The organism is Aeromonas sp. S8(2024) (genome assembly GCF_041403085.1).
Lineage (GTDB): Bacteria > Pseudomonadota > Gammaproteobacteria > Enterobacterales > Aeromonadaceae > Aeromonas > Aeromonas dhakensis.
Window position 1 is genome coordinate 377,913 of sequence record NZ_JBGLRF010000001.1, and the last position, 20,658, is coordinate 398,570.

Sequence of the window (20,658 nt, forward strand, 5' to 3'; positions counted from 1 at the left end):
GGCTTAAAACGCCACGCCGGCGCAGAGAATGAGGTTGGCGTAGGGGGTCACCTCGCCGCTGCGCACGATGGCCTTGCTCTGGTGGGAGCGAGCCTTGAACGCTTCGTGCAGGCAGTATTCGATGGTGATGGGCTTGCCCTGGGCAGCGGCGTGCGCCTCCAGCTGATCCACCAGCGCCTGATGGGCGGCGGGGCTGATCTGCTTGATCTCGCTCGCCATGATCACCTTCTCCACCACCAGGTCGGTGAGCAGGGCGGTCAGCACGGTGCCAAGGTTCGGCGTCCCCGCCATCAACGCCAGATCGATGCGCTCGGGGCCCGCCGGAATGGGCAGGCCCGCATCGCAGACGGTGATCTCGTCGGTGTGACCCATCCGTGCCACCAGGGCACTCAGGGGAGCATTGAGCAGTACGCCTCGTTTCATACAGCACCTCGGCAGGCTATGCCCGCGTATCTGATGTTAGCTAGGCAACCGGTTACGCAACCGGTTGCGTCATGAGGTGGAAGATAGGCGTTCAGGCGTTCTGGATCCACCAGGAGATGGCAGAAATGTGAAAACGATCTCAATGGCGAGGGGAAAGCGGGGAATAAAGGTGCCAGAAGAGCACTGGCACCCGCAACGAGAGGAATTAGAGGGCGAGCCCTTGTTGCACGCCGGGGCGTGCCAGCATGCGCCGATAGTGATCCGCGACCTTGGGAAAGTCGCTGATGGCCACCCCGTCGCCCTCGAGCCAGCTCGCCACCACGAACAGGTAGATGTCGGCCAGGCTGAAGCGCTCCCCCAGCACCCAGGGGCCGGCCAGATAGTGGTGCTCTATCTCGGCAAAGCCCTCGCGCATGTTGTGCGGCACCTTGGCCTGCATGGCGGCGATGGCCTGCGGGTCATCGGCCCAGCGGCTGGCCCGGCGGCCGTGGGCATGGGCGACGTGCACGGTGGCGGCGAGGAAGCTGTGCACCTCCTGCATGCGGGCCAGCAGGAAGGGGTCGTCCAGCGGTGCCAGCCCGGCATGGGGAAAACGCTGCGCCACATAGAGCAGCAAGGCCGGGGTTTCGGTGAGCACACCGTGTTCGGTGACAAGAGCCGGGACCCGTCCCTTGGGGTTGATGGCCAGATAGGCGGCAGAGCGCTGCTCGCCGGCCGCCAGATCCAGCCGTTTGACAACGTGAGGGGCACCGGCTTCGGTGAGGGCGATACGCACGGCCATGGCGCAGGTGCCGGGCGCGAGATAGAGGGTCAAATCAGACATGAACATCTCCTTGTGAAGCGCGTGTCCCCTGTGATCCCGGGTGGGGAGGGGCGCGCAAAAAAATCCGCACTGTCGCCTGGCATCCTACGCCCCTGGTTGCCGTCGGCCAAGGGCGGGATCCCGGCCAGGACAAGGAGGGCTGATGAAATCAAAGGCTTTTTGAGCGCAGCCACGCGGGAAAAACGGCTACGCATGCCGGGTCAAATCGCTATAATGTGCTCCCTGAATAGCAGTTTTTCGGATGTTGGATAGTCAATTGAGTAACAAAATGCGGATAGGTGGTTCCCTCGAACAGTCCCTGAGCCAGGGATATCGTCTCGACCTCAAGGGGGTATTGCAGGAGAGCTGGCAACAGACGCGGCGCACCGGGTTCGGCCTGCTGCTGGCCATCGTCGGGGTAACGGCCATCTGGATACTGTTGAGCAACACCCTGCTCGCCCCCTATGTCAATCAGGAAGGGGGTATGGATGTGGCCCTGGTGCTGAGCCTGATCATCACCGTCATCATGTCGCCCATGACCTCTTCCCTCGACATGCTGGGGTTGCAGCAGTCGGTGGGGGTGCGTGCCCGGCCGAGCCAGGTGTTCGACTTCTTTCGCCACTTCCTGCGCCTTGGCAGCCTGAGCCTGCTCGGCAGCCTCATCACCAGCCTGTTCGGCCCGCTGTTCGAGCTGGTGGGGCTGCCGGTGATGCTGGCCTTCATTCCGTCGGCCCTGATCGGCATGGGGCTGGTGTTTACCGTGCCGCTGGTGCTGGAGCGCGGCCTGTCGCCGGCGCAGGCCATCCTGGTCTCCCTCAAGCTGTTTGCCCGCGGCTGGCCCAGCATAGTGCTGCTGCACGGGGTCATGATGGCGCTCTTCTTCCTGGCGCTGATCCCCATGGGGCTGGGGCTTATCTGGGTGGCACCGCTCTATTTCAACTGCAAGGGGATCCTCTACCGGGATCTGTGCGGGGTGGCGGTCGAAGTGACCGAGGTGAGCCAGGGCCCCGATCATTTCAACGCCTGACGGGCATGCAGGGCGTCAGACAACAGCAACAGATAGTGGCGCGTGCAGATGCGTGATGCAAAAGGATGGCATATGAATAATCGATACGGGATGGCGGCCGCGCTGCTGATGGCGCCCCTGCTGGCAGTGGCGCAGCCCTCCCTTGAGCTGCAGTACGGCACCTTCTACAGCCAGATGAAGACCTTCGCCAAAGGGGAGTTTGGGCACGCCAGGCTGGGTTTTTATCTGACCGATCAACAAAATGGCCAGCGCTGCCAGCTCACCTCGGCCCGGGTCTCGACCCTGGATCGGGACGTGACGGCCGAGGTGACCATCGACAGCGAATTGCGACTGCCCTATGACGACGACCTGAATCTCGACAAGGCAAGCGTGGTAGTGGGGCTCACCGAGCCTCATGCTGCCTGCGATCTGTCGGTGCAGGTGATGGCCGATGTGCCGCCGCCGGCAGACAGTCGGTGGGAGCTCAAGGTGAGCGAGCTGACGGGGCGCCAGCACGACATGCAGAGCCTGCTGGAGAAGCTGGCCGGCATGGTCGGCAAGTATTTCCTGCCCGAGATGACGGGGGTGAGGGTCAGCCTGGTGCAGCCAAGCGGCACCGCCTACCTCATCGACGGTGCTCGCCAGCTGCCGCTGCCCTGGCAGGAGGGAGAACTGCTGCTGAACAACGCCCAGTTGGCGGAGTTTGCAGAGGGCAAGCTGCAGCTGCAGGGAGAGATCCTGCGGCTGACGCCTTGGCTGCACAAGGGCTGATTGGTCCCGGGCCGCCAGCTGGCCGGCATAAAAATAAAAAAGGAGCGCTTGGCGCTCCTTTTTTCATTGGTGATGGTGAGGGCTTAGCGCACCTCAATCACGTCCAGCATGTCCATCTCGTCGATGTCCAGCAGCGGTGCCTTGGGCAGCTCGGGCGGATCAAACGCCTTGTCGCCGCCGTCGATGATGCCGGAGTCGCGGTTGATGCTCTTGAAGTCAAACAGCTTGTGATCGAGCAGGTGGCTCGGGATCACGTCCTGAATGGCGGTGAACATGGTCTCGAGACGACCCGGGAAGCGGCGATCCCACTCCTGCATCATCTGCTTGATGGCCTGGCGCTGCAGGTTCTCCTGGGAGCCGCACAGGTTGCACGGGATGATGGGGAAGGCCTTGACCTCGGCATAGCGCACCAGGTCCTTCTCCTTGCAGTAGGCGAGCGGGCGGATCACTACGTTCTTGCCATCGTCGCTCACCAGCTTGGGCGGCATGGACTTGAGCTTGCCGCCGTAGAACATGTTGAGGAACAGGGTCTCGAGGATATCGTCGCGGTGGTGGCCAAGGGCAATCTTGGTGCAACCCAGCTCCTGGGCGGTGCGGTAGAGAATGCCGCGGCGCAGGCGGGAGCAGAGGGCGCAGGTGGTCTTGCCCTCCGGTACCTTCTCCTTGACGATGGCGTAGGTATCTTCTTCGACGATCTTGAAGTCGATGCCAAGGGTGCTCAGGTATTCGGGCAGCACGTGCTCGGGGAAGCCGGGCTGCTTCTGATCCAGGTTGACCGCCACCAGATCGAAGTGGATGGGGGCGCTGGCCTTCAGGCTCATCAGAATGTCGAGCATGGCGAAGCTGTCCTTGCCGCCGGACAGGCACACCATGACCTTGTCACCCTCTTCAATCATGTTGAAGTCGGCGATGGCCTGACCTACGTTGCGCCGCAGGCGCTTCTGCAGTTTGTTGAAACTGTATTTTTCTTTGGCGTTAAGCTCTTCTAGCATGACCTGAAACCCGGGACAAAAATAAGCGGCTTATTATAGCCATGTCCCGGGGGAGGGCAAGAAAGGCTTATGCTGGACGGCGGCCATCGACCGGGCAGCTGTAGTCGGCGGGCTTGAGGATCAGCATGTCGCAGGCGAGGCGATCCACCACATGTTCGGCTGTGTTGCCGAGCAGGGCGGCGGAGAGCCCGGTGCGACCGACGCACCCCATGATCATCAGGGTAGCCTGCAGCTCGCCGGCGAGATCGGGCAGCACCTCTTCGGGCAGGCCTTCCGCCACCCGGGTCCAGAGATGGCCGATGCCGTACTTGTCGGCGTGACTCAGCAGCAGGCTTTCGTGGTGTTTGCGAATGGCGTCGTTGTAGGCATTGGGGTCAAACTCCGGCAGCTCGATGGCCACGTTGACCGGGGTACCCGGGTAGGTGTTGACCAGATAGAGGTTGGAGCCGAGCAGCTCGGCGATGGCGATCCCCTCTTCGGTGATCCGCTCGTTGAGCAGCTTCTGATCCTGATCATCGCTGGAGCAATTGATGGCGGCGATGATGTTGCCACCCCGCTGCCAATGCCCCTCTTTCACCAGCAGCACGGGGCAGGGGCACTTGCGCAGCAGGTGCCAGTCGGTGGGGGTGAAGATGAAGGTTTGCAGGAAGGAGTGGTGGTGAGTCGCCTTGACCACCAGATCGTGGCGCTGCTCCAGCACTTCCTGAATGATGCATTCGAAGGGACGGTTGTGCCAGACCACCTTGATCTCGCAGTCCAGCCCACGGGCACGGTAGGGTTTGAGTATGTCGTCGAGCCACTCACGGCGCTGGGAAATGACCCCGTGGCGCATCTCTTCTCGCTCGTCCACCGACAGCATGGCGGTCATTTCATACGAGAAGTCGTAAATGGTGAGTAACAGGGTCAGCTGCGCCCCTTCATCCAGCTCGGCGACCTTGACCGCACGTTCGAGGGCGATTTGCCGCTCTTCTTCCGGGTTGATGACCACCAGGATTTTTCGGTACTTGACCATGTTCTCCTCCTCCTTGGCAAAAATACCAATGATGGCAGACCTTTAGCCATTACAGCTTAGCTCAGGAGGAGAAGGGGGGACGTGTGCCGGATCAAATTTCGGGGTAAACCGATCCGGCACCAGAGAGAGGAGGCTTAACCGCAGGGGGGACGGGTCGCACCGGCCATGACGCCGAGGGCGACGTGATCCAGCACGGTAATGTATTTGCCCTTGACGCTGATGAGGCCTGACTTCTGGAAGCGGCCCAGCAGGCGGCTGATGGTCTCGACGGTGAGGCCGAGGTAGTTGCCGATGTCGCCGCGGGTCATGGAGAGGCGGAACTCCTTGGCGGAGAAACCGCGCTCGGAGAAGCGCACCGACAGGTTGTGCAGGAAGGCGGCAAGGCGCTCTTCGGCATTCTTCTTGGAGAGCAGCAGGATCATCTCCTGGTCACCCATGATCTCGTTGCTCATCAGCCGCATGATCTGCTGGCGGAGCTTCGGCATCTTGCCGGAAAGATCGTCAAGCACGTCGAACGGGATCTCGCACACCATGGCGGTTTCCAGCGCCTGGGCGAAGGAGGGGTGCGCCTGCTTGTGGATGGCGTCAAAGCCGACCAGATCGCCAGCCAGGTGGAAGGCGGTGATCTGCTCGTCACCCTGTTCGGTGATGGTGTATGACTTGATGGTCCCGGAACGGATGGCATAGAGCGATTTGAGCTCGTCGCCGGCCTTGAACAACTCTTCACCCTTTTGGATCGGCTTCTTGCGCTCGATGATGCTGTCCAGCTGATCGAGCTCGTTGTCGTTCAGAGTGAAGGGAATGCAGAGCTGGCTGATGCTGCAATCCTGGCAATGAATTGCACAGCCACCGCTCTGAATACGTCTGCCAGGTTTCTTTTCCGGGATCATAGGCTCATACGAATAATTGATTTATATCAAACAAGTTTACCATCAACTCATCCGTTTTGGATAGGGTTTCAAAAGGATGCAATCCCGATCCAGAGGGTATGCAGCCCGTATGCGATGAGCAGCAGGGCCCCGCCAAGGCGCAAACTGCGCAGGGTTAGCCAGTAGCGCAGCCGATCCGCCAGCCCCCCCAGCGCAAACAGGGTTGGCAGGGTGCCGAGGCCGAAAAAGAGCATGACCAGTGCGCCGCCAGCGGCCGATCCCGCCGCTGCGCTCCAGGTCAACATGGAGTAGACCAGCCCGCAGGGGAGCCAGCCCCACACCATGCCAAACGGCAGTGCCTGCCAGGCCGAGGTGAAGGGGATGAACTTGCCTGCCAGCGGCTTGAGGCGGGGCCACAACCTGGCGCCAATGCGCTCGAGCAGCAACACCCCCTGCCACCAGCCGGCGAGATAGAGCCCGAGGGCAATCATCAGGAAGGCCGCTACCAGCCGCAGGCCGGCAATGGCGTGCTTGCCCGCGCCGAGCTCACTGGTGGTGGCCAGCAAGCCCCCGACCAGGGCGCCGGCAATCACATAGCTCAAGATCCGGCCGAGGTTGTAGTTGAGCAGGTAACCGAGCCGACCCCAGAAGTGCTGCTTCTCGGCAGGAATGGCCATGGAGAGGGCGGCGGAGACACCGCCGCACATGCCGATGCAGTGGCCGGCGCCAGCCAGTCCCACCAGCAGGGCGCCCAGCAGATCAAGGGTGGCCGTCATTTTTGTGCTCGTGTTCGACGTGTTTGGGGGCGGGTTGCTCTTCATCGAACAGGATATTGGAACCCTGGCGGTCGAGATCTTCAAACTGCTCGGAACGAATGGCCCAGAAGAAGACGGCGCCGGCGATGATGACGAAGAGGATGGCGATGGGGATGAGGACGAAGATGATGTTCATGCAGCAAGCCTTGCAATGAAAGGGGTCATGGTACACCACGTTGGTGGCCGCAGACCCGTCGATTTGATGGTGAAGGGAGCAAGGTTCGCTCCCTTCACCCTGTCTGTCCCTGTGGTCACGGCTCAGCGGTTGAGCCGCATGGAGTTGGTGACCACGATGAGGGAGCTCAGCGACATGCCCGCCGCCGCCACGTAGGGGGGCAGCCAGCCACTGGCCGCCAATGGCAGCACCAGCAGGTTGTAACCGATGGACCAGGCGAAGTTCTCCTTGATGATCTTGCGGGTGCGCAGCGCCAGGGCGCGGGCATCCAGCAGGCGGGAGAGATCGTCGGCCAGCAAAATGGCGTCGGCGCTGTTCTTGGCCAGATCGGTGCCGCCGGCCATGGCGAAGGAGGCGTGGGCGCCGGCCAGCACAGGGGCGTCGTTGATGCCATCTCCCACCATGATGCTGATGTCGCCGCGGGCTTCGTGCTCCTTGAGATAGGCCAGCTTGCCATCCGGGGTGACGCCTTTGACCAGCTCGTCGACCCCCAGTTCGCGGGCTACCTCGTCGGCCTGGGCCGAGCTGTCGCCGGTGAGAATGGTGGTCTTGAGGCCGGCCGCCTTGAAGGCCTGGATCAGCGCTTTCGCATCCGGGCGCAGGGTGTCGGTCAGCAGGAAACGGGCGAGCGTCCGATCCTCGTCGGCCAGATAGATGACCAGCCCGTCCGCTTGTGTTTCTTGGGCATCGCTGATGCCGAGCCAGCGGGCACTGCCGAGCCGATAGTGACGCCCCTCGATCACCCCTTCGATACCGTGTCCGATGACGGGGGTCACCTTGCTGGCCGCCAGCAGCACGGCGTCGTCTGCGGCGTTGCTGCGAAAGGCGCGAGCGATGGGGTGTTCGGAATAGGCCTCCAGGGCGCGGGCGATGGCAAGACAGCGCGCCTCGTCGAGATTGCCCAGGGCCTCCGTGCTGGTCAGGCTGATGTTGCCCGTGGTCAGGGTGCCGGTCTTGTCCATCACGATGCGGTTGGCCCGGGTCAGCACGTCCAGCACGTGGCCGCGGCGCAGCAGGATGCCGGCACGGGTCAGGCGGGCGGTGGCCGAGGTGAGCGCGGTGGGGGTGGCCAGCGACAGGGCGCAGGGGCAGGTCGCCACCAGCACCGCCAAAGTGACCCAGAAGGCCTGCTCCGGCTGATGGAAGTGCCAGAAGGTCCATACGCCAGCGGCGATGAACAGCAGCACCAGAATGAAGTGGCGGGAGAGCACGTCCGCCATCTGAGCGATGGCCGGTTTGTCGTCCAGCGCGTGATCCTGCAGCCGCATGATCTGGGCCAGACGCGACTCTTCGATACGATGACTGACCCGGATCTCCAGCGGCGCGTCGGTGTTGATGGTGCCGGCGTAGACGGCATCTCCCGCCTGTTTGAGCAGCGGCAGCTGTTCGCCAGTCAGCATGGATTCGTTGAGGCTGGCCTGCCCAAGCAGTATGGTGCCGTCCGCCGGCAGGGTGGCACCCGCCAACACTCGCACCCGATCGCCTACCTGCAGCGTCTTGGCGGCCACCTCGTGTTCGCCATCCTCATCGAGTCGGGTGGCCATGATGGGCACCAGCCGCGCCAGATTGGAGCTCGACTCGGAGGCCTTGCGTCTGGCCCGCAGCTCGAGGAAGCGCCCCAGCAGCAGGAAGAAGACGAACATGGTGATGGAGTCGTAATAGACCTCACCGGTGTTGAACACGGTGGCCCACATGGAGGCGACGAAGGCACCGATCAGCGCCAGTGACACCGACACGTCCATGGAGAGGTGCCCCTGCCTGAGGCTGCGCCAGGCGCCCACGTAGAAGGGCTGGGCCGAGTAGATCATGATGGGGGTGGAGAGCAGCAGACTTATCCACTTGAAGTAGACCATGAACTCCTCTTCGACACTGATGAAGAGGTCCATGTAGAGCGCCACCGCGCACATCATCACCTGCATGGAGCCGAGCCCCGCCAGTGCCAGCCGGAACATGTAGCTGCGCACCTCTTTGGCGTAGAGCGCTTCCTGCTGGTGAGTCTGGAAGGGATAGGCGCGATAGCCGATCTTGGCAAAGCCCTTGAGGATCTCGCTCAAAGAGAGCCGGTCCGGATCCCACTTGATGCGGGCTCTGTGGGTGGTGGTGTTGACGTTGATGTAGTGCAGCCCGGCAAGGTTGCCCAGATGGCGTTCGATGAGCCAGGCACAGGCGGCGCAGGTCAGCCCTTCCACCGTCAGCTGGATCTCGCGCACCTTGTGGCTGCCGGTGGCGCTGTCGGTGACAAAGTCCTGCTGCACTTCGGCCAGATCGTAGTGGGTGAGGGCGGCGAGCTCTTCAGGCACCAGCTCGCCCTTGGTGCCGGGGGCGGTGCGGTGCTCGTAGTAGCTGGCCAGGCCGCACTCCAGAATGGTTTCCGCCACTGCCTGACAACCAGGGCAGCACATGGGTTGGACTATGCCCTTTATCTCGAGGGCATAGCGGCTGCCAGCGGGGACCGGCTCACCACAGTGAAAGCAGCCGCTCATGACAGCTGGCCGCAGGCTACCCGGCCTGTCGGCAGAAACAGTGAAGCGCCGGTTGCTGCCGGCGTGTCATGGTAAACAGGACGGCTCATGACTCAGCGCCCTTTGGGATCGAGTTCGACGGGGGCCTTGGTGGGGAGCTGGACTGTCTCTTGCAAGCGCCATTCGTGGTTGAAGGCATCCACCCGCACGTGCCACTTGCCGGTGAGGGGCTTGTCGAGCAGCAGGCGATAGACGCCGTTGCCGTCGGCGGTCACCATGTGCTCGCTGTCCATGCCGGCGAGGGTGGGGTGAAACAGGGAGAGGTAGAGCGCCTGGCCGGCCGGGATATCCCCTGACAGCGGTTTGAGGGTCAGCTCGTTGCCGTTGACCTCCAGCGCGATGTGGATGTTGAGGGCTTCGGCGCGATCAAACTTGCTGAGATCCTGATTAATCTCTTTGCCTTGCTTGTAATAGTCTTCGGCCACCAGATTGACGCCATCCTTGCTGGCGATGATCGCCGTGCTGATGCTGCCGATCACGGCGGCGGTCGGGAGGGCGATGATGAACCAGGGCCAGAATTGGCGATACCAGGGTTGGGACATAGTGCTACTACCGTGAAACCAGTGGTTAACGAAACAGAGGAATTTCAGTCAACACAAGATAACAAAAAGCCTCGAAGAGTCGAGGCTTTTTGCTGAGTAATCACGTGTTTATCACATGTTACTGCTTATTTTGCTGGTCGTTGTGGGACAAGCTGTAAACGTAGGAGGCGAGCAGGTGCACCTTGTCTTCACCCAGAATATCCTTCCAGGCCGGCATCACGCCGTGACGACCGTGGGTGATGGTCTGCTCGACCACCTGACGGGAACCGCCGTAGAGCCAGGTGTTGTTGGTGAGATCCGGCGCCCCGAAGGCGATGCCGCCCTTGGCGTCCGGACCGTGACAGGCGGCGCAGATGGTGAAGCGTGCTTCACCCTTCTTGGCTTCCACCATGTCCACCTTGCGACCGGAGAGGCTCAGCACGTAGGAGGCCACTTCGCGGACTCCGTCCTTGCCGAGGATCTCGCCCCAGGCTGCCATCACGCCCTGACGACCGCCCATGATGGTGGTCTTGATCTGGTCGGGCGCGCCGCCCCACTGCCATTCGCTGTCGGTCAGGTTCGGGAAACCGCGACCGCCGCGGGCATCGGAGCCGTGGCACTGGGAGCAGTTCTGCAGGAACAGACGCTGACCCACCTTGCGGGCTTCCGGATCGGCGGCGATCTCCTCGATGGCGCGATAGGTCTTGCCATCGGCCTGATAGGCCAGCTCACGGAACTTGGCGCCGTAGATCTCGTCAGCCTTGACGAGCTCGCGATCGTATTCCACCGCACGCCCTTCAGCCTTGGCGGAGGCTGCCGCTGCCTTGGACTCGGCCAGTGAGCGTATGTCCTGGTTGGAGCTCTGCCAGCCCAGCACGCCCTTGAAGTTGCCAAGGCCCGGGAAGGCAATCAGATAGACCAGACCGGTGACGATGAAGAAGAGGAACATGTAGGTCCACCACTTCGGCAACGGGTTGTTGATCTCTTCGATACCGTCGAAGGCGTGCCCCATGGACTTGCCCTCTTCCACGCCCATCTTGTCGCGCAGGCACCATACCAGCAGCAAGAAGCAGCCGAGGATGGTCCCCAGACTGATGACGGTCACAAAAATGCTAAACAAAGTGCTCATTATTGTTTCGCTCCTGCGTTCTTGTTATCAGCACTGGGTTGCTCGTCGTCGGCAAATACCAGATTGGCAGCCTCGTCGAAGGAGGTCTTGCGGCGCTTGCTGTAGGCCCAGACGATGATGCCGATCATGATGGCCATCAACAGCAGGGTATACAGGCCGCGAAAAGTGCCGTAATCCATATCCTGACTCCTTTATTTCAGGGCATGACCCAGTGATTGCAGATAGGCTACCAGCGCATCCAGCTCGGTCTTGCCTTTCACGGCCTCGCCGGCACCCTGAATGTCGGCATCCGTGTAGGGTACGCCGAAGTGATCGCGGAACAGGGCCAGCTTCTTGCCGGTCAGTTCACCGGTCAGCACGTTGGTGTCGAGCCAGGGGAAAGCGGGCATGTTGGACTCGGGCACCACGTCGCGCGGGTTGATCAGGTGAGCACGGTGCCAGTCGTCGGAATAACGACCGCCAACCCGGGCCAGATCCGGACCGGTACGCTTGGAGCCCCACAGGAAGGGGTGCTCCCAGACGCTTTCACCGGCGACCGAGTAGTGGCCGTAACGCTCGGTTTCGGCGCGGAACGGACGGATCATCTGGCTGTGGCAGACGGTGCAGCCTTCGCGGATGAAGATGTCGCGCCCTTCCATCTGCAGAGCTGTATAGGGCTTGAGGCCCTCGACCGGCTCAGTGGTCTGCTTCTGGAAGAACAGCGGGGTGATTTCCACCAGGCCCCCCAGGCTGATGGCAAATATGATGCCGACCACCAGCATGGGAACGCTCTTTTCAAAGATCTCGTGACGGTTATTGTTGCTCATGCTTTGACCTCTTCAATCATGCTGGCTGTGCGACAGGTTCCAGGGAACCTTTGGGCGCAGTGATGGTGCGATAGGCGTTGTAGGCCATCAGCAACATGCCGGTGACAAAAAAGCAGCCACCCAGGAAGCGCACGAAGTAGAAGGGATAAGAGGCCTGCAGCGCTTCTACGAAGCTGTAGGTCAGGGTGCCGTCGTCGTTGACCGCACGCCACATCAGACCCTGCATCACACCGGAAATCCACATGGCGACGATGTAGAGCACGGTACCCACGGTCGCCAGCCAGAAGTGGACGTTGATGAGCTTGATGCTGTACATGCGGCCCTGGCCGAACAGGTTCGGGATCAGGTGGTACACGGCACCGATGGATACCATGGCAACCCAGCCCAGCGCGCCGGAGTGGACGTGACCGATTGTCCAGTCGGTGTAGTGGGAGAGGGCGTTGACGGTCTTGATCGCCATCATGGGGCCTTCGAAGGTGGACATGCCGTAGAACGACAGGGACACGATCAGGAAGCGCAGGATGGGGTCGTAACGCAGTTTGTGCCAGGCACCGGAGAGGGTCATGATGCCGTTGATCATGCCGCCCCAGGAGGGGACGAACAGGATCAGCGACATCACCATGCCGAGGGACTGGGCCCAGTCAGGCAGGGCGGTATAGTGCAGGTGGTGCGGACCGGCCCAGATGTAGAGGGAGATCAGCGCCCAGAAGTGGACGATGGAGAGACGGTAGGAGTAGACCGGACGACCCGCCTGTTTCGGTACGAAGTAGTACATCATGCCGAGGAAGCCGGCAGTCAGCAGGAAGCCTACCGCGTTGTGGCCATACCACCACTGCACCATGGCATCCATGGCGCCGGAGTACATGGAGTAGGACTTCATGCCCGAGAGCGGCACTTCCATGTTGTTGACGATGTGCAGCACGGCCACCGTGATGATGAAGGCACCGAAGAACCAGTTCGCCACATAGATGTGGGAGGTGGTGCGTTTGACCAGGGTGCCGAAGAAGACCACGGCATAGGCGACCCAGACGATGGTGATGGCGATATCAATCGGCCATTCCAGCTCTGCGTACTCCTTGGAGGTGGTGTATCCCAGCGGCAGCGAAATGGCGGCAGAAAGGATGATGGCCTGCCAGCCCCAGAACACGAAGGTCGCCAGCGGGCCACCAAACAGTCGGGTTTGACAGGTGCGTTGTACCACATAGAAGGAGGTCGCCATCAGGGCGCTACAGCCAAATGCGAAGATGACCGCGTTGGTGTGCAGAGGGCGAAGGCGACTGTAAGTCAGCCAGGGAGTATCAAAGTTGAGGGCAGGCCAGATCAACTGGGCTGCAATCAGTACGCCAACCGACATGCCGACAATTCCCCAGACAATCGTCATGACGGTGAACTGGCGAACAACGGTGTAGTTGTACTCAGGATGGTTAGTTGTATGGCTCATCGTTGTATTCCGCTTCCGATGCTGCTGTTGTTTGATTTTGTGTCCAGTGAGGTGGACCGACTTCATTGGCTACTGCCTTTTCTCTTGTTAACAACTGTTAATAAAAGGAAAAGCAAAAAGTAGCTAAATGAAAATTCAATGGGAATGATACTGAACTGACAGGTAAAATAACAGTATAAACAGTGATATATTTGGCTCCGTTGGGTCTCGCCTGTTCAATTATTTACCTTGCGCGAGATCACGAAAATGTCATTTTTCAGACATCTTACAAGGTTGTTTTTTCATGAAAGAGAGACTCACTTCACGCAAAATTATTCATTTGGCGATCGTGTTGACTATTTTGCTCGGTTTGGTTGCCTATCGAACCTGGTTCGATGGCGCGCAGACGGCGATGGCAAGCTCGGAAAAAGATCAGATTTGTGATCTGTCCCACAGCTCATGCCCCCTGCAGGCGGGGAATAAGCCGCTGACCGCCCGCATCGCCTCGCTGCCGGTACAGGCCGAACGTGACTTCGTGATACAGCTTCAGGGCGGCGATCCGGCCGTCACGCCGGTGAAGGCGTGGCTGGAGGGGCGGGACATGTTCATGGGGACCATTCCGGTCACCTTTGAGGCCACAGCCCAGGGCTGGCAAGGGACGACCCTGGTGGGATCCTGCACCTCGCCGATGATGGTCTGGCTGCTCAATATCGAGTGGAGCAATGGCCAGCGCCAGCAACTGGCGCTCTCCGTCGCCCGCTGAGGGCCTCTTCCTGAGGTGCAAAAGGAGGGGGCAAGGTGAAAATTGATTTGAATTTTTCAGGCAGGGCGTTACCTTGCACTGATTGTCAGGGAGTGAAGTTCATTTAATCATGATTGAAAAACAAGCATTTTATCGCACGCTCAACCAGCAGACCCAGGCATTGCTGGAGGGAGAGCCGGATCTCATCGCCAACCTGGCCAACCTGTCCGCCCTGCTCAATCAGGAGCTGGCCGACATCAACTGGGTCGGCTTTTACCTGTTGCAGGGGGAGACCCTGGTGCTCGGCCCGTTCCAGGGCAAGCCGGCCTGCGTACGCATTCCGGTCGGGCGTGGTGTCTGTGGCACGGCGGTAGCCGAGGGCAAGACCCAGCTCATCGACGACGTGCATCAATTTGAGGGGCATATCGCCTGCGACGGTGCCAGCAATGCCGAAATCGTGATCCCGCTGCGCCGGCGTGGCGAGATCATTGGCGTACTGGATATCGATAGTCCAATCTTTAACCGCTTTGACGAGCAGGACCGGATTGGCCTCGAAGAAACGGTGCAAATTTTGGAAAGCATGCTCTAAGTCATTGCTTGATGGTTCGCAAAAGGCCCCAAGCTCTCTATAATGGGGCCTTTGTTGTGCTCGGGCGTGCCCGCGCGTTTATATGAAAGCCAAGGTTATACATGGAAAACACTGAGAAGCTGAAGAACAGTAAAGAGATCGTTGCCTACCTGGTCGAGAAATTCCCGGCCTGCTTCATCGCTGAAGGAGAGGCCAAGCCGCTCAAGATTGGCATCTTCCAGGATTTGGCCGAGCGTCTTGCTGACGACGCCAGAGTCTCCAAGACCATGCTGCGCTCCGCTCTGCGTCAATACACCTCCAGCTGGCGTTACCTGCATGGCCTCAAGGCCGGCCAGGCCCGTGTCGATCTGGACGGCAACCCAGGCGAGCTGCTCACCGAAGAGCACATCGAGCACGCCAAGCAAGCCCTGAAGGAGAGCAAAGAGCGCGTCTTTGCCAGCCGTCGTACCAACAATAAAGAAGAGAAGGCCAAGCAGCCGCGTCGTCCAGCCCCGCGCAAGGCCGATGCCGCCGCCAAGTCCAGCAAGCCGAAAGCCGCTCCCAAGGCTGCTCCGGTTGCTGACGAGGCCCCGTTGGTCAAGGTGGATGCCGCTACCCTGAAAGTAGAGCAGGGTGTGCGCGTGGTGCTGGGCAAGTCGCCGGTACCGGCCACCATCAAGGAAGTGACCAAGGATGACGTTCAGGTTCAATTGCAGACCGGCATGATGCTGCGGGTCAAATTCGAGCACCTGGTTCTCTAAGGAGACAAATGTTGAAGCATGGCGTAATTCGTTTTTCCCTCGTTGCCTGTAGCCTGGCGCTTGCCGGGCTTGCACAGGCCATCGAGCCGGTGCTCAAGGAAAGTGATTTGCCTGTGTTGGCTCAGGAGAGCCAACATGCTACGGCTAGCAAGCGAATTGCCAATCTGTTTACCCGCTCGCATTACAAGCAGTTCAAGCTGGACGATGCCTTTTCCTCCGTGATCTTTGACAAGTATCTGGAGAATCTGGATTACAGCCGCAACCTGTTTCTGGCCTCTGACATCAGCCGTTTTGAAAAGTACCGTACCGGTTTTGACACCGACCTCGAAAGAGGGCGGCTGGCACCGGCTTACGAGATGTTCAACCTGAGTCAGCAGCGGCGTTATGAGCGGTTCGAATACGCCCTCAAACTGCTCGATACTCCTTTCGATTTTACCCAGCCCGACAACTACGTGTTTGATCGGGAAGGGGCGGCCTGGCCGAAAGACGAAGCCGAACTCAACGAGTTGTGGCGCCAGCGGGTCAAGTTCGATGCCCTGAGCCTCAAGCTCAGCGGCAAGGAGTGGCCCGAGATCAAGGAGCTGCTCGGCAAGCGTTACAACAACGCCATCAAGCGGATGTCCCAGACCGAGAGCGAAGATGTATTCCAGCTCTTCATGAACTCCTTCGCTCGCGCCATCGAGCCGCACACCAGTTATCTGTCTCCGCGCAGCGCCGATCGTTTCAACACCGAGATGAACCTCTCGCTGGAGGGGATTGGGGCCGTGCTGCAGGCCGAAGATGACTTCACCGTCATTCGCTCTCTGGTGCCCGGCGGCCCGGCCGCCAAGTCCAACCACCTGAAACCGGACGACAAGATCGTCGGGGTAGGGCAGGACGACGGCAAGATTGTCGACGTGATCGGCTGGCGTCTCGATGACGTGGTCGAGCTCATCAAGGGACCGAAGGGCAGCAAGGTGAAGCTGGAGATCCAGCGCGGCAAGGGCGCCAGCGCCAAGACCGAGCAGATCGAGCTGGTACGTGACAAGGTGCGTCTGGAAGACAGGGCCGCCAAGTCCAAGGTGATCACCGCCGAGGGCAAGAAGATCGGCGTGCTCGAGATCCCGAGCTTCTACGTCAACCTGCACGACGACGTGATCAAGGAGCTCTCCAGCCTCAACAAGCAGAAGATCGAGGGGCTGATCGTCGATCTGCGTGGCAACGGCGGCGGTGCGCTGACCGAGGCCTCTGCCCTAAGCGGCCTGTTCTTCGCGAGCGGCCCTGTGGTGCAGATCCGGGATCACATGGGCCGCATCACCGTCAACGGTGATGACGACGGCAACGTCTACTACGGCGGCCCCATGTCGGTGATGATCGACCGCTACAGCGCCTCGGCCTCCGAGATCTTCGCCGCCGCCATGCAGGATTACGGCCGCGCCCTGATCCTCGGCGAGAACTCGTTTGGCAAGGGCACGGTGCAGCAGCATCGCAGCCTCGCCAAGGTCTACGACTTCTACGAGCAGCCGCTGGGTCACGTGCAGTACACCATCGCCAAGTTCTACCGGATCAACGGTGGCAGCACCCAGAACAAGGGGGTCGCCCCGGACATCAGCTTCCCCACCGCGGTGGCACCGGAAGAGACGGGCGAGAGCCGCGAGTTCAACGCCCTGCCGTGGGACAAGATAGCGTCGGCCAAGTACGACAAGCTCGGCAACTTTGCCAGCTTGCTGCCCAAGCTGCAGGCGGCCCACGAGGCGCGGATCAACAAGGATCCGGAGTTTGCCTACGTGATGCAGGACATCGCCGAGTACAAGGAAGAGAAAGACAAGAAGTCGGTCTCCTTGAACGAGGCGGAGCGTCTGGCGGATCAGGCCAAGCAGGATGAGAAGGCGCTCAAGCGCGCCAACGAACGCCTGACTCGCCTGGGCAAGCCGACGGTGAAGAGCCTGGACGATCTGCCTGCCGATTTTGAGGCACCCGATGAGTATCTGGTCGAGGCTGCCAACATCACGGCGGATCTGGCCAGACTCAGCAAACGCGGCTGAACAGGGACAGCCAATTAATCAACAAGGGCGACTTCGGTCGCCCTTTCCTTTGCCTGAATGCAAACTATTTGACCCTGCCAACCGGTTATGACAGCCTCTGACACGTCAATAACAAGCGTGGAAGCAAACAATAATGACCGATCACTCCCAGGCCATGACGGCCAAATATCGCCAAGATTACCAGGCTCCGCTCTACTGGTGCGACAGCATCGACCTCGATTTTCAGCTGCAGGAGCCGCAGACCCGGGTCACCGCCATCTCGCGGCTGCGTCGCAACGGCGAGCACAATGAACCGCTGGTGCTGGATGGCGAAGGGCTGGTCCTGCACGCCATCAGCGTGGACGGGGTTGCCTTTAGCCAGTACGAGCAGGGGGAGAGCAGCCTGACCCTGTTCAACCTGCCCGCCGAGTGTGTGCTGACCATAGTCACCGACATCAACCCGGCCGCCAACACCGCGCTGGAAGGGCTCTACAAGTCCGGCGATGCCTACTGCACCCAGTGCGAGGCGGAAGGGTTCCGACGCATCACCTATTACATGGACAGGCCCGACATTCTGGCCCGCTACAGCACCCGTATCACTGCCGACAAGGCCAAGTATCCTTTCCTGCTCTCCAACGGCAACAAGGTCGACAGCGGCGATCTGGGTGACGGCCGCCACTTCGTGCAGTGGCAGGATCCCTTCCCGAAACCGAGCTACCTGTTTGCCCTGGTGGCCGGGGACTTCGACGTGGAGCGCAGCCACTACACCACCAAGAGCGGCCGCAAGGTGGCCCTCGAGATCTTCGTCGACAAGGGCAACCTGGACAGAGCCGGTTTCGCCATGGAGAGCCTCATCAACTCCATGCGCTGGGACGAGCAGCGCTTTGGCCTCGAGTACGACCTCGACATCTACATGATCGTGGCGGTGGACTTCTTCAACATGGGCGCCATGGAGAACAAGGGGCTCAACATCTTCAACTCCAAGTTCGTGCTGGCCAACCCGGCTACCGCCACCGACAGCGACTACCACGGCATCGAGCGGGTGATCGGCCACGAATACTTCCACAACTGGACCGGCAACCGCGTTACTTGCCGCGACTGGTTCCAGCTCAGCCTGAAAGAGGGGCTGACGGTGTTCCGGGATCAGGAGTTCTCCTCCGATCTGGGTTCGCGCGGGGTCAATCGCATCAACAACGTGCGCACCGTGCGCGGCCCGCAGTTTGCCGAGGATGCCGGCCCCATGGCCCATCCCATCCGCCCGGATGTGGTGATCGAGATGAACAACTTCTACACCCTGACCGTCTACGAGAAAGGCTCGGAAGTGATCCGCATGCTGCACACCCTGCTGGGTGAGGAGGCCTTCCAGGCGGGCATGCGCCTCTATTTCGAGCGCTTTGACGGTCAGGCGGTCACCTGCGATGACTTCGTGCAGGCGATGGAGGATGCCTCCGGGGTGGATCTCGGTCGCTTCCGCCGCTGGTACAGTCAGTCCGGCACCCCCGAGCTCACCGTGTCCGACGAGTACGATGCCGACAGCGGCGTCTATCGCCTGCACGTGAGCCAGCACACCCCGCCGACCCAGGATCAGCCGCAGAAACTGCCGCTGCATATCCCCCTCGACATCGAACTCTATGACGAGCAGGGGGCCATCATCCCGCTGCAGTACCAGGGCAAGGCCATCGGCAACGTGCTGGACGTGCTGGAAGCGGAGCAGACCTTCGTGTTCGACAAGGTATCGGTCAAGCCGGTGCCCTCCCTGCTGCGAGACTTCTCGGCGCCGGTCAAACTGCATTTTGACTACAGCGACGAGGCGTTAGCCTTCCTGATGCGCCATGCCCGCAACGAGTTTGCCCGTTGGGATGCGGCGCAGATGCTGATCAACAAGGCGGTGATCGACGGTGTGGCCGGGACTCAGCGAGGGCAGGGGGTTGATGTCTCCCGGACCCTGCTGGCGGCCTTTGTCGCCATCCTTGACGACGAGGGGCTCGACCCCGCCCTCAAGGCGGAGATCCTGGCGCTGCCGGGTGAGGCGACCCTGGCCGAGCTGTTCGAGGTGGCCGACATCGATGCCATCCATCAGGTGCGCAACGAGATCCAGACCTCGCTGGCCCAGGCCTTCGGGGCCCGTCTGGTGGCCTGCTACGAGAGTTTGCGCCTGCCGGATTATCAGGTGGTGCACGCCGACATGGCCAAGCGGGCGCTCAAGGGGGTCGTGCTGGGCTATCTGGCGGCCCTCGATGCCGGCAGCGCCGATCTGCTGGTGCGCCAGCAATGTGCGGCTGCCGACAACATGACCGACACCCTGGCGGCGCTGCAGGTGGCCAACAGTCATCTGCTGCCGTGCCGCGCCGAGCTCTTGGCCGATTTCGAAGGCAAGTGGGCCAAGGACGGACTGGTGCTGGACAACTGGCTGCGGCTGGTGGGTGCCAAGCCGGCGGAAGACGTGCTGGAAGAGGTGAAGCAGGCGATGGCGCACCCCACCTTCAGCATTCGCAACCCGAACCGGTTGCGGGCGCTGGTGGGCAGCTTTGCCATGAACAACCAGGTGCAGTTCCATGCGCGCGATGGTCGCGGCTACCGCTTCCTGACCGATCTGCTGATCGAGCTCAACGAGGTCAATCCGCAGGTGGCCTCCCGCCTCATCACTCCGCTCATCCAGTTCAAGCGGCTCGATGAGGGGCGCAAGGCGTTGATCCGCACCGAGCTGACCCGTCTGGCCAACCTCGAGGGGCTGGCGCGGGATCTGTTCGAGAAGGTGAGCAAGGCGTTGCAGCAGTAAGTCCGAGCGGGTGGGGGAGTCATCTCCCGCCCTTTTACCGTGAGCCTTCAACCACGACCAGAGGAGTCATCGTGAAGCAGTTTACCTTTCGCCTTTCATTGAGCCACGACGAGGTCATGCTGATGTACCAGGGCCATGCCAAACGGCTGGTGGTGCGCAGCGAGCAGGGGCTGACCCTGGAACTGGGCATTGAGAAAATCCGGCCCTTCGTCGCCATCAGCGGGGTACATGGCTACTTTCGCCTCAAAACCCAGGACGATTATCGCTTTATCAGCCTCGAACGCATAAATTAACAAAACTCGAACATATTTCCGCGTAATTCACTGCTTTAAGTCACTATCTATCCGGTAAATCCGTAACCATCCAGTGGGATTTTCTGTTTTTTGCCAGAACGGCAAAATTTTTCACAGCTTAAGGCGTGATCTGCCCCTTGTTTTTAACAACTCATTATCACCTTTGCTCGCCTTCCTTGATCCAAGACATTACACTTCGCAGCAACTCTGTACCGGTGGGCATCCAGGGTGGATGTCTCTGTGTCGGTG

The 20,658-nt window shown here is 60.7% G+C and carries 21 protein-coding genes; 8 read left to right on the forward strand and 13 right to left on the reverse strand.

From position 1 onward, the window contains the following. Positions 1-3: 3 nt before the first annotated feature. A complete protein-coding gene (gene rbsD, locus ACB031_RS01630; protein ID WP_017764534.1) occupies positions 4-423 on the reverse strand; it encodes a D-ribose pyranase in 420 nt (139 codons plus the stop codon). 205 nt (positions 424-628) lie between these two features. Then, a complete protein-coding gene (locus ACB031_RS01635; protein ID WP_267999456.1) occupies positions 629-1,246 on the reverse strand; it encodes a glutathione S-transferase family protein in 618 nt (205 codons plus the stop codon). A gap of 268 nt (positions 1,247-1,514) precedes the next feature. Here ACB031_RS01635 and ACB031_RS01640 point away from each other — a divergent pair, with 268 nt between their 5' ends. Both ACB031_RS01640 and ACB031_RS01645 read left to right on the forward strand, forming a co-directional pair. After that, the gene (locus ACB031_RS01640) at positions 1,515-2,252 is read left to right on the forward strand and encodes a hypothetical protein (protein ID WP_371139113.1); all 738 of its coding nucleotides are present in this window, start codon (positions 1,515-1,517) and stop codon (positions 2,250-2,252) included. Positions 2,253-2,324: 72 nt separating this feature from the next. Beyond that, the gene (locus ACB031_RS01645) at positions 2,325-3,002 is read left to right on the forward strand and encodes a DUF2987 domain-containing protein (RefSeq protein ID WP_213343435.1); all 678 of its coding nucleotides are present in this window, start codon (positions 2,325-2,327) and stop codon (positions 3,000-3,002) included. An 83-nt stretch (positions 3,003-3,085) separates the two neighbouring features. On the opposite strand, the gene ttcA is transcribed toward ACB031_RS01645, so the two are convergent. The 11 genes from ttcA to ccoN form a co-directional block, all read right to left on the reverse strand. Beyond that, positions 3,086-3,994, reverse strand: coding sequence for a tRNA 2-thiocytidine(32) synthetase TtcA (gene ttcA / locus ACB031_RS01650; RefSeq protein ID WP_005300763.1), 909 nt, complete (start codon positions 3,992-3,994; stop codon positions 3,086-3,088). A gap of 67 nt (positions 3,995-4,061) precedes the next feature. Next, positions 4,062-5,006 (reverse strand): universal stress protein UspE, encoded by a 945-nt coding sequence (gene uspE, locus ACB031_RS01655; RefSeq protein ID WP_139397637.1) that lies wholly within the window; start codon positions 5,004-5,006, stop codon positions 4,062-4,064. 134 nt (positions 5,007-5,140) lie between these two features. Continuing rightward, positions 5,141-5,896: an FNR family transcription factor gene (locus ACB031_RS01660; protein ID WP_005300768.1), complete on the reverse strand. Its 756-nt coding sequence runs from the start codon at positions 5,894-5,896 to the stop codon at positions 5,141-5,143. Positions 5,897-5,964: 68 nt separating this feature from the next. Beyond that, complete coding sequence (locus ACB031_RS01665) at positions 5,965-6,651, reverse strand: sulfite exporter TauE/SafE family protein (RefSeq protein ID WP_371138874.1); 687 nt, start codon at positions 6,649-6,651, stop codon at positions 5,965-5,967. Beyond that, a complete protein-coding gene (gene ccoS, locus ACB031_RS01670) occupies positions 6,635-6,826 on the reverse strand; it encodes a cbb3-type cytochrome oxidase assembly protein CcoS (RefSeq protein ID WP_211029592.1) in 192 nt (63 codons plus the stop codon). The genes ACB031_RS01665 and ccoS overlap by 17 nt, the downstream gene beginning before the upstream one ends. A gap of 122 nt (positions 6,827-6,948) precedes the next feature. After that, complete coding sequence (locus tag ACB031_RS01675; RefSeq protein WP_371138875.1) at positions 6,949-9,348, reverse strand: heavy metal translocating P-type ATPase; 2,400 nt, start codon at positions 9,346-9,348, stop codon at positions 6,949-6,951. Between the two features lie 92 nt (positions 9,349-9,440). Next, complete coding sequence (locus tag ACB031_RS01680) at positions 9,441-9,929, reverse strand: FixH family protein (RefSeq protein ID WP_017782879.1); 489 nt, start codon at positions 9,927-9,929, stop codon at positions 9,441-9,443. 118 nt (positions 9,930-10,047) lie between these two features. Continuing rightward, on the reverse strand, positions 10,048-11,037 hold the full coding sequence (gene ccoP, locus ACB031_RS01685; protein ID WP_017780111.1) for a cytochrome-c oxidase, cbb3-type subunit III: 990 nt from the start codon (positions 11,035-11,037) through the stop codon (positions 10,048-10,050). Continuing rightward, complete coding sequence (locus tag ACB031_RS01690) at positions 11,037-11,216, reverse strand: CcoQ/FixQ family Cbb3-type cytochrome c oxidase assembly chaperone (protein WP_005300779.1); 180 nt, start codon at positions 11,214-11,216, stop codon at positions 11,037-11,039. Before ACB031_RS01690 ends, ccoP begins: the two co-directional genes overlap by 1 nt. Before the next feature lie 12 nt (positions 11,217-11,228). After that, on the reverse strand, positions 11,229-11,843 hold the full coding sequence (ccoO, locus tag ACB031_RS01695) for a cytochrome-c oxidase, cbb3-type subunit II (protein ID WP_005300783.1): 615 nt from the start codon (positions 11,841-11,843) through the stop codon (positions 11,229-11,231). A 16-nt stretch (positions 11,844-11,859) separates the two neighbouring features. Beyond that, positions 11,860-13,284, reverse strand: a complete 1,425-nt coding sequence (gene ccoN / locus ACB031_RS01700) for a cytochrome-c oxidase, cbb3-type subunit I (protein ID WP_005300785.1) — start codon at positions 13,282-13,284, stop codon at positions 11,860-11,862. 283 nt (positions 13,285-13,567) lie between these two features. Here ccoN and ACB031_RS01705 point away from each other — a divergent pair, with 283 nt between their 5' ends. The 6 genes from ACB031_RS01705 to ACB031_RS01730 all read left to right on the forward strand — a co-directional run bounded on the left by ACB031_RS01705 (position 13,568) and on the right by ACB031_RS01730 (position 20,409). After that, on the forward strand, positions 13,568-14,026 hold the full coding sequence (locus tag ACB031_RS01705) for a hypothetical protein (RefSeq protein ID WP_010634019.1): 459 nt from the start codon (positions 13,568-13,570) through the stop codon (positions 14,024-14,026). Positions 14,027-14,135: 109 nt separating this feature from the next. Continuing rightward, the gene (locus tag ACB031_RS01710; RefSeq protein ID WP_139397639.1) at positions 14,136-14,594 is read left to right on the forward strand and encodes a GAF domain-containing protein; all 459 of its coding nucleotides are present in this window, start codon (positions 14,136-14,138) and stop codon (positions 14,592-14,594) included. A 101-nt stretch (positions 14,595-14,695) separates the two neighbouring features. Beyond that, the gene (gene proQ, locus ACB031_RS01715; protein ID WP_005300795.1) at positions 14,696-15,334 is read left to right on the forward strand and encodes an RNA chaperone ProQ; all 639 of its coding nucleotides are present in this window, start codon (positions 14,696-14,698) and stop codon (positions 15,332-15,334) included. An 8-nt stretch (positions 15,335-15,342) separates the two neighbouring features. Continuing rightward, entirely contained in the window at positions 15,343-17,358 is a 2,016-nt protein-coding gene (gene prc / locus ACB031_RS01720; protein WP_371138876.1) for a carboxy terminal-processing peptidase, read from the forward strand. A gap of 133 nt (positions 17,359-17,491) precedes the next feature. Next, entirely contained in the window at positions 17,492-20,116 is a 2,625-nt protein-coding gene (pepN, locus tag ACB031_RS01725) for an aminopeptidase N (protein WP_371138877.1), read from the forward strand. 71 nt (positions 20,117-20,187) lie between these two features. Continuing rightward, positions 20,188-20,409: a DUF2835 domain-containing protein gene (locus ACB031_RS01730; RefSeq protein WP_005300804.1), complete on the forward strand. Its 222-nt coding sequence runs from the start codon at positions 20,188-20,190 to the stop codon at positions 20,407-20,409. Positions 20,410-20,658 lie beyond the last annotated feature (249 nt).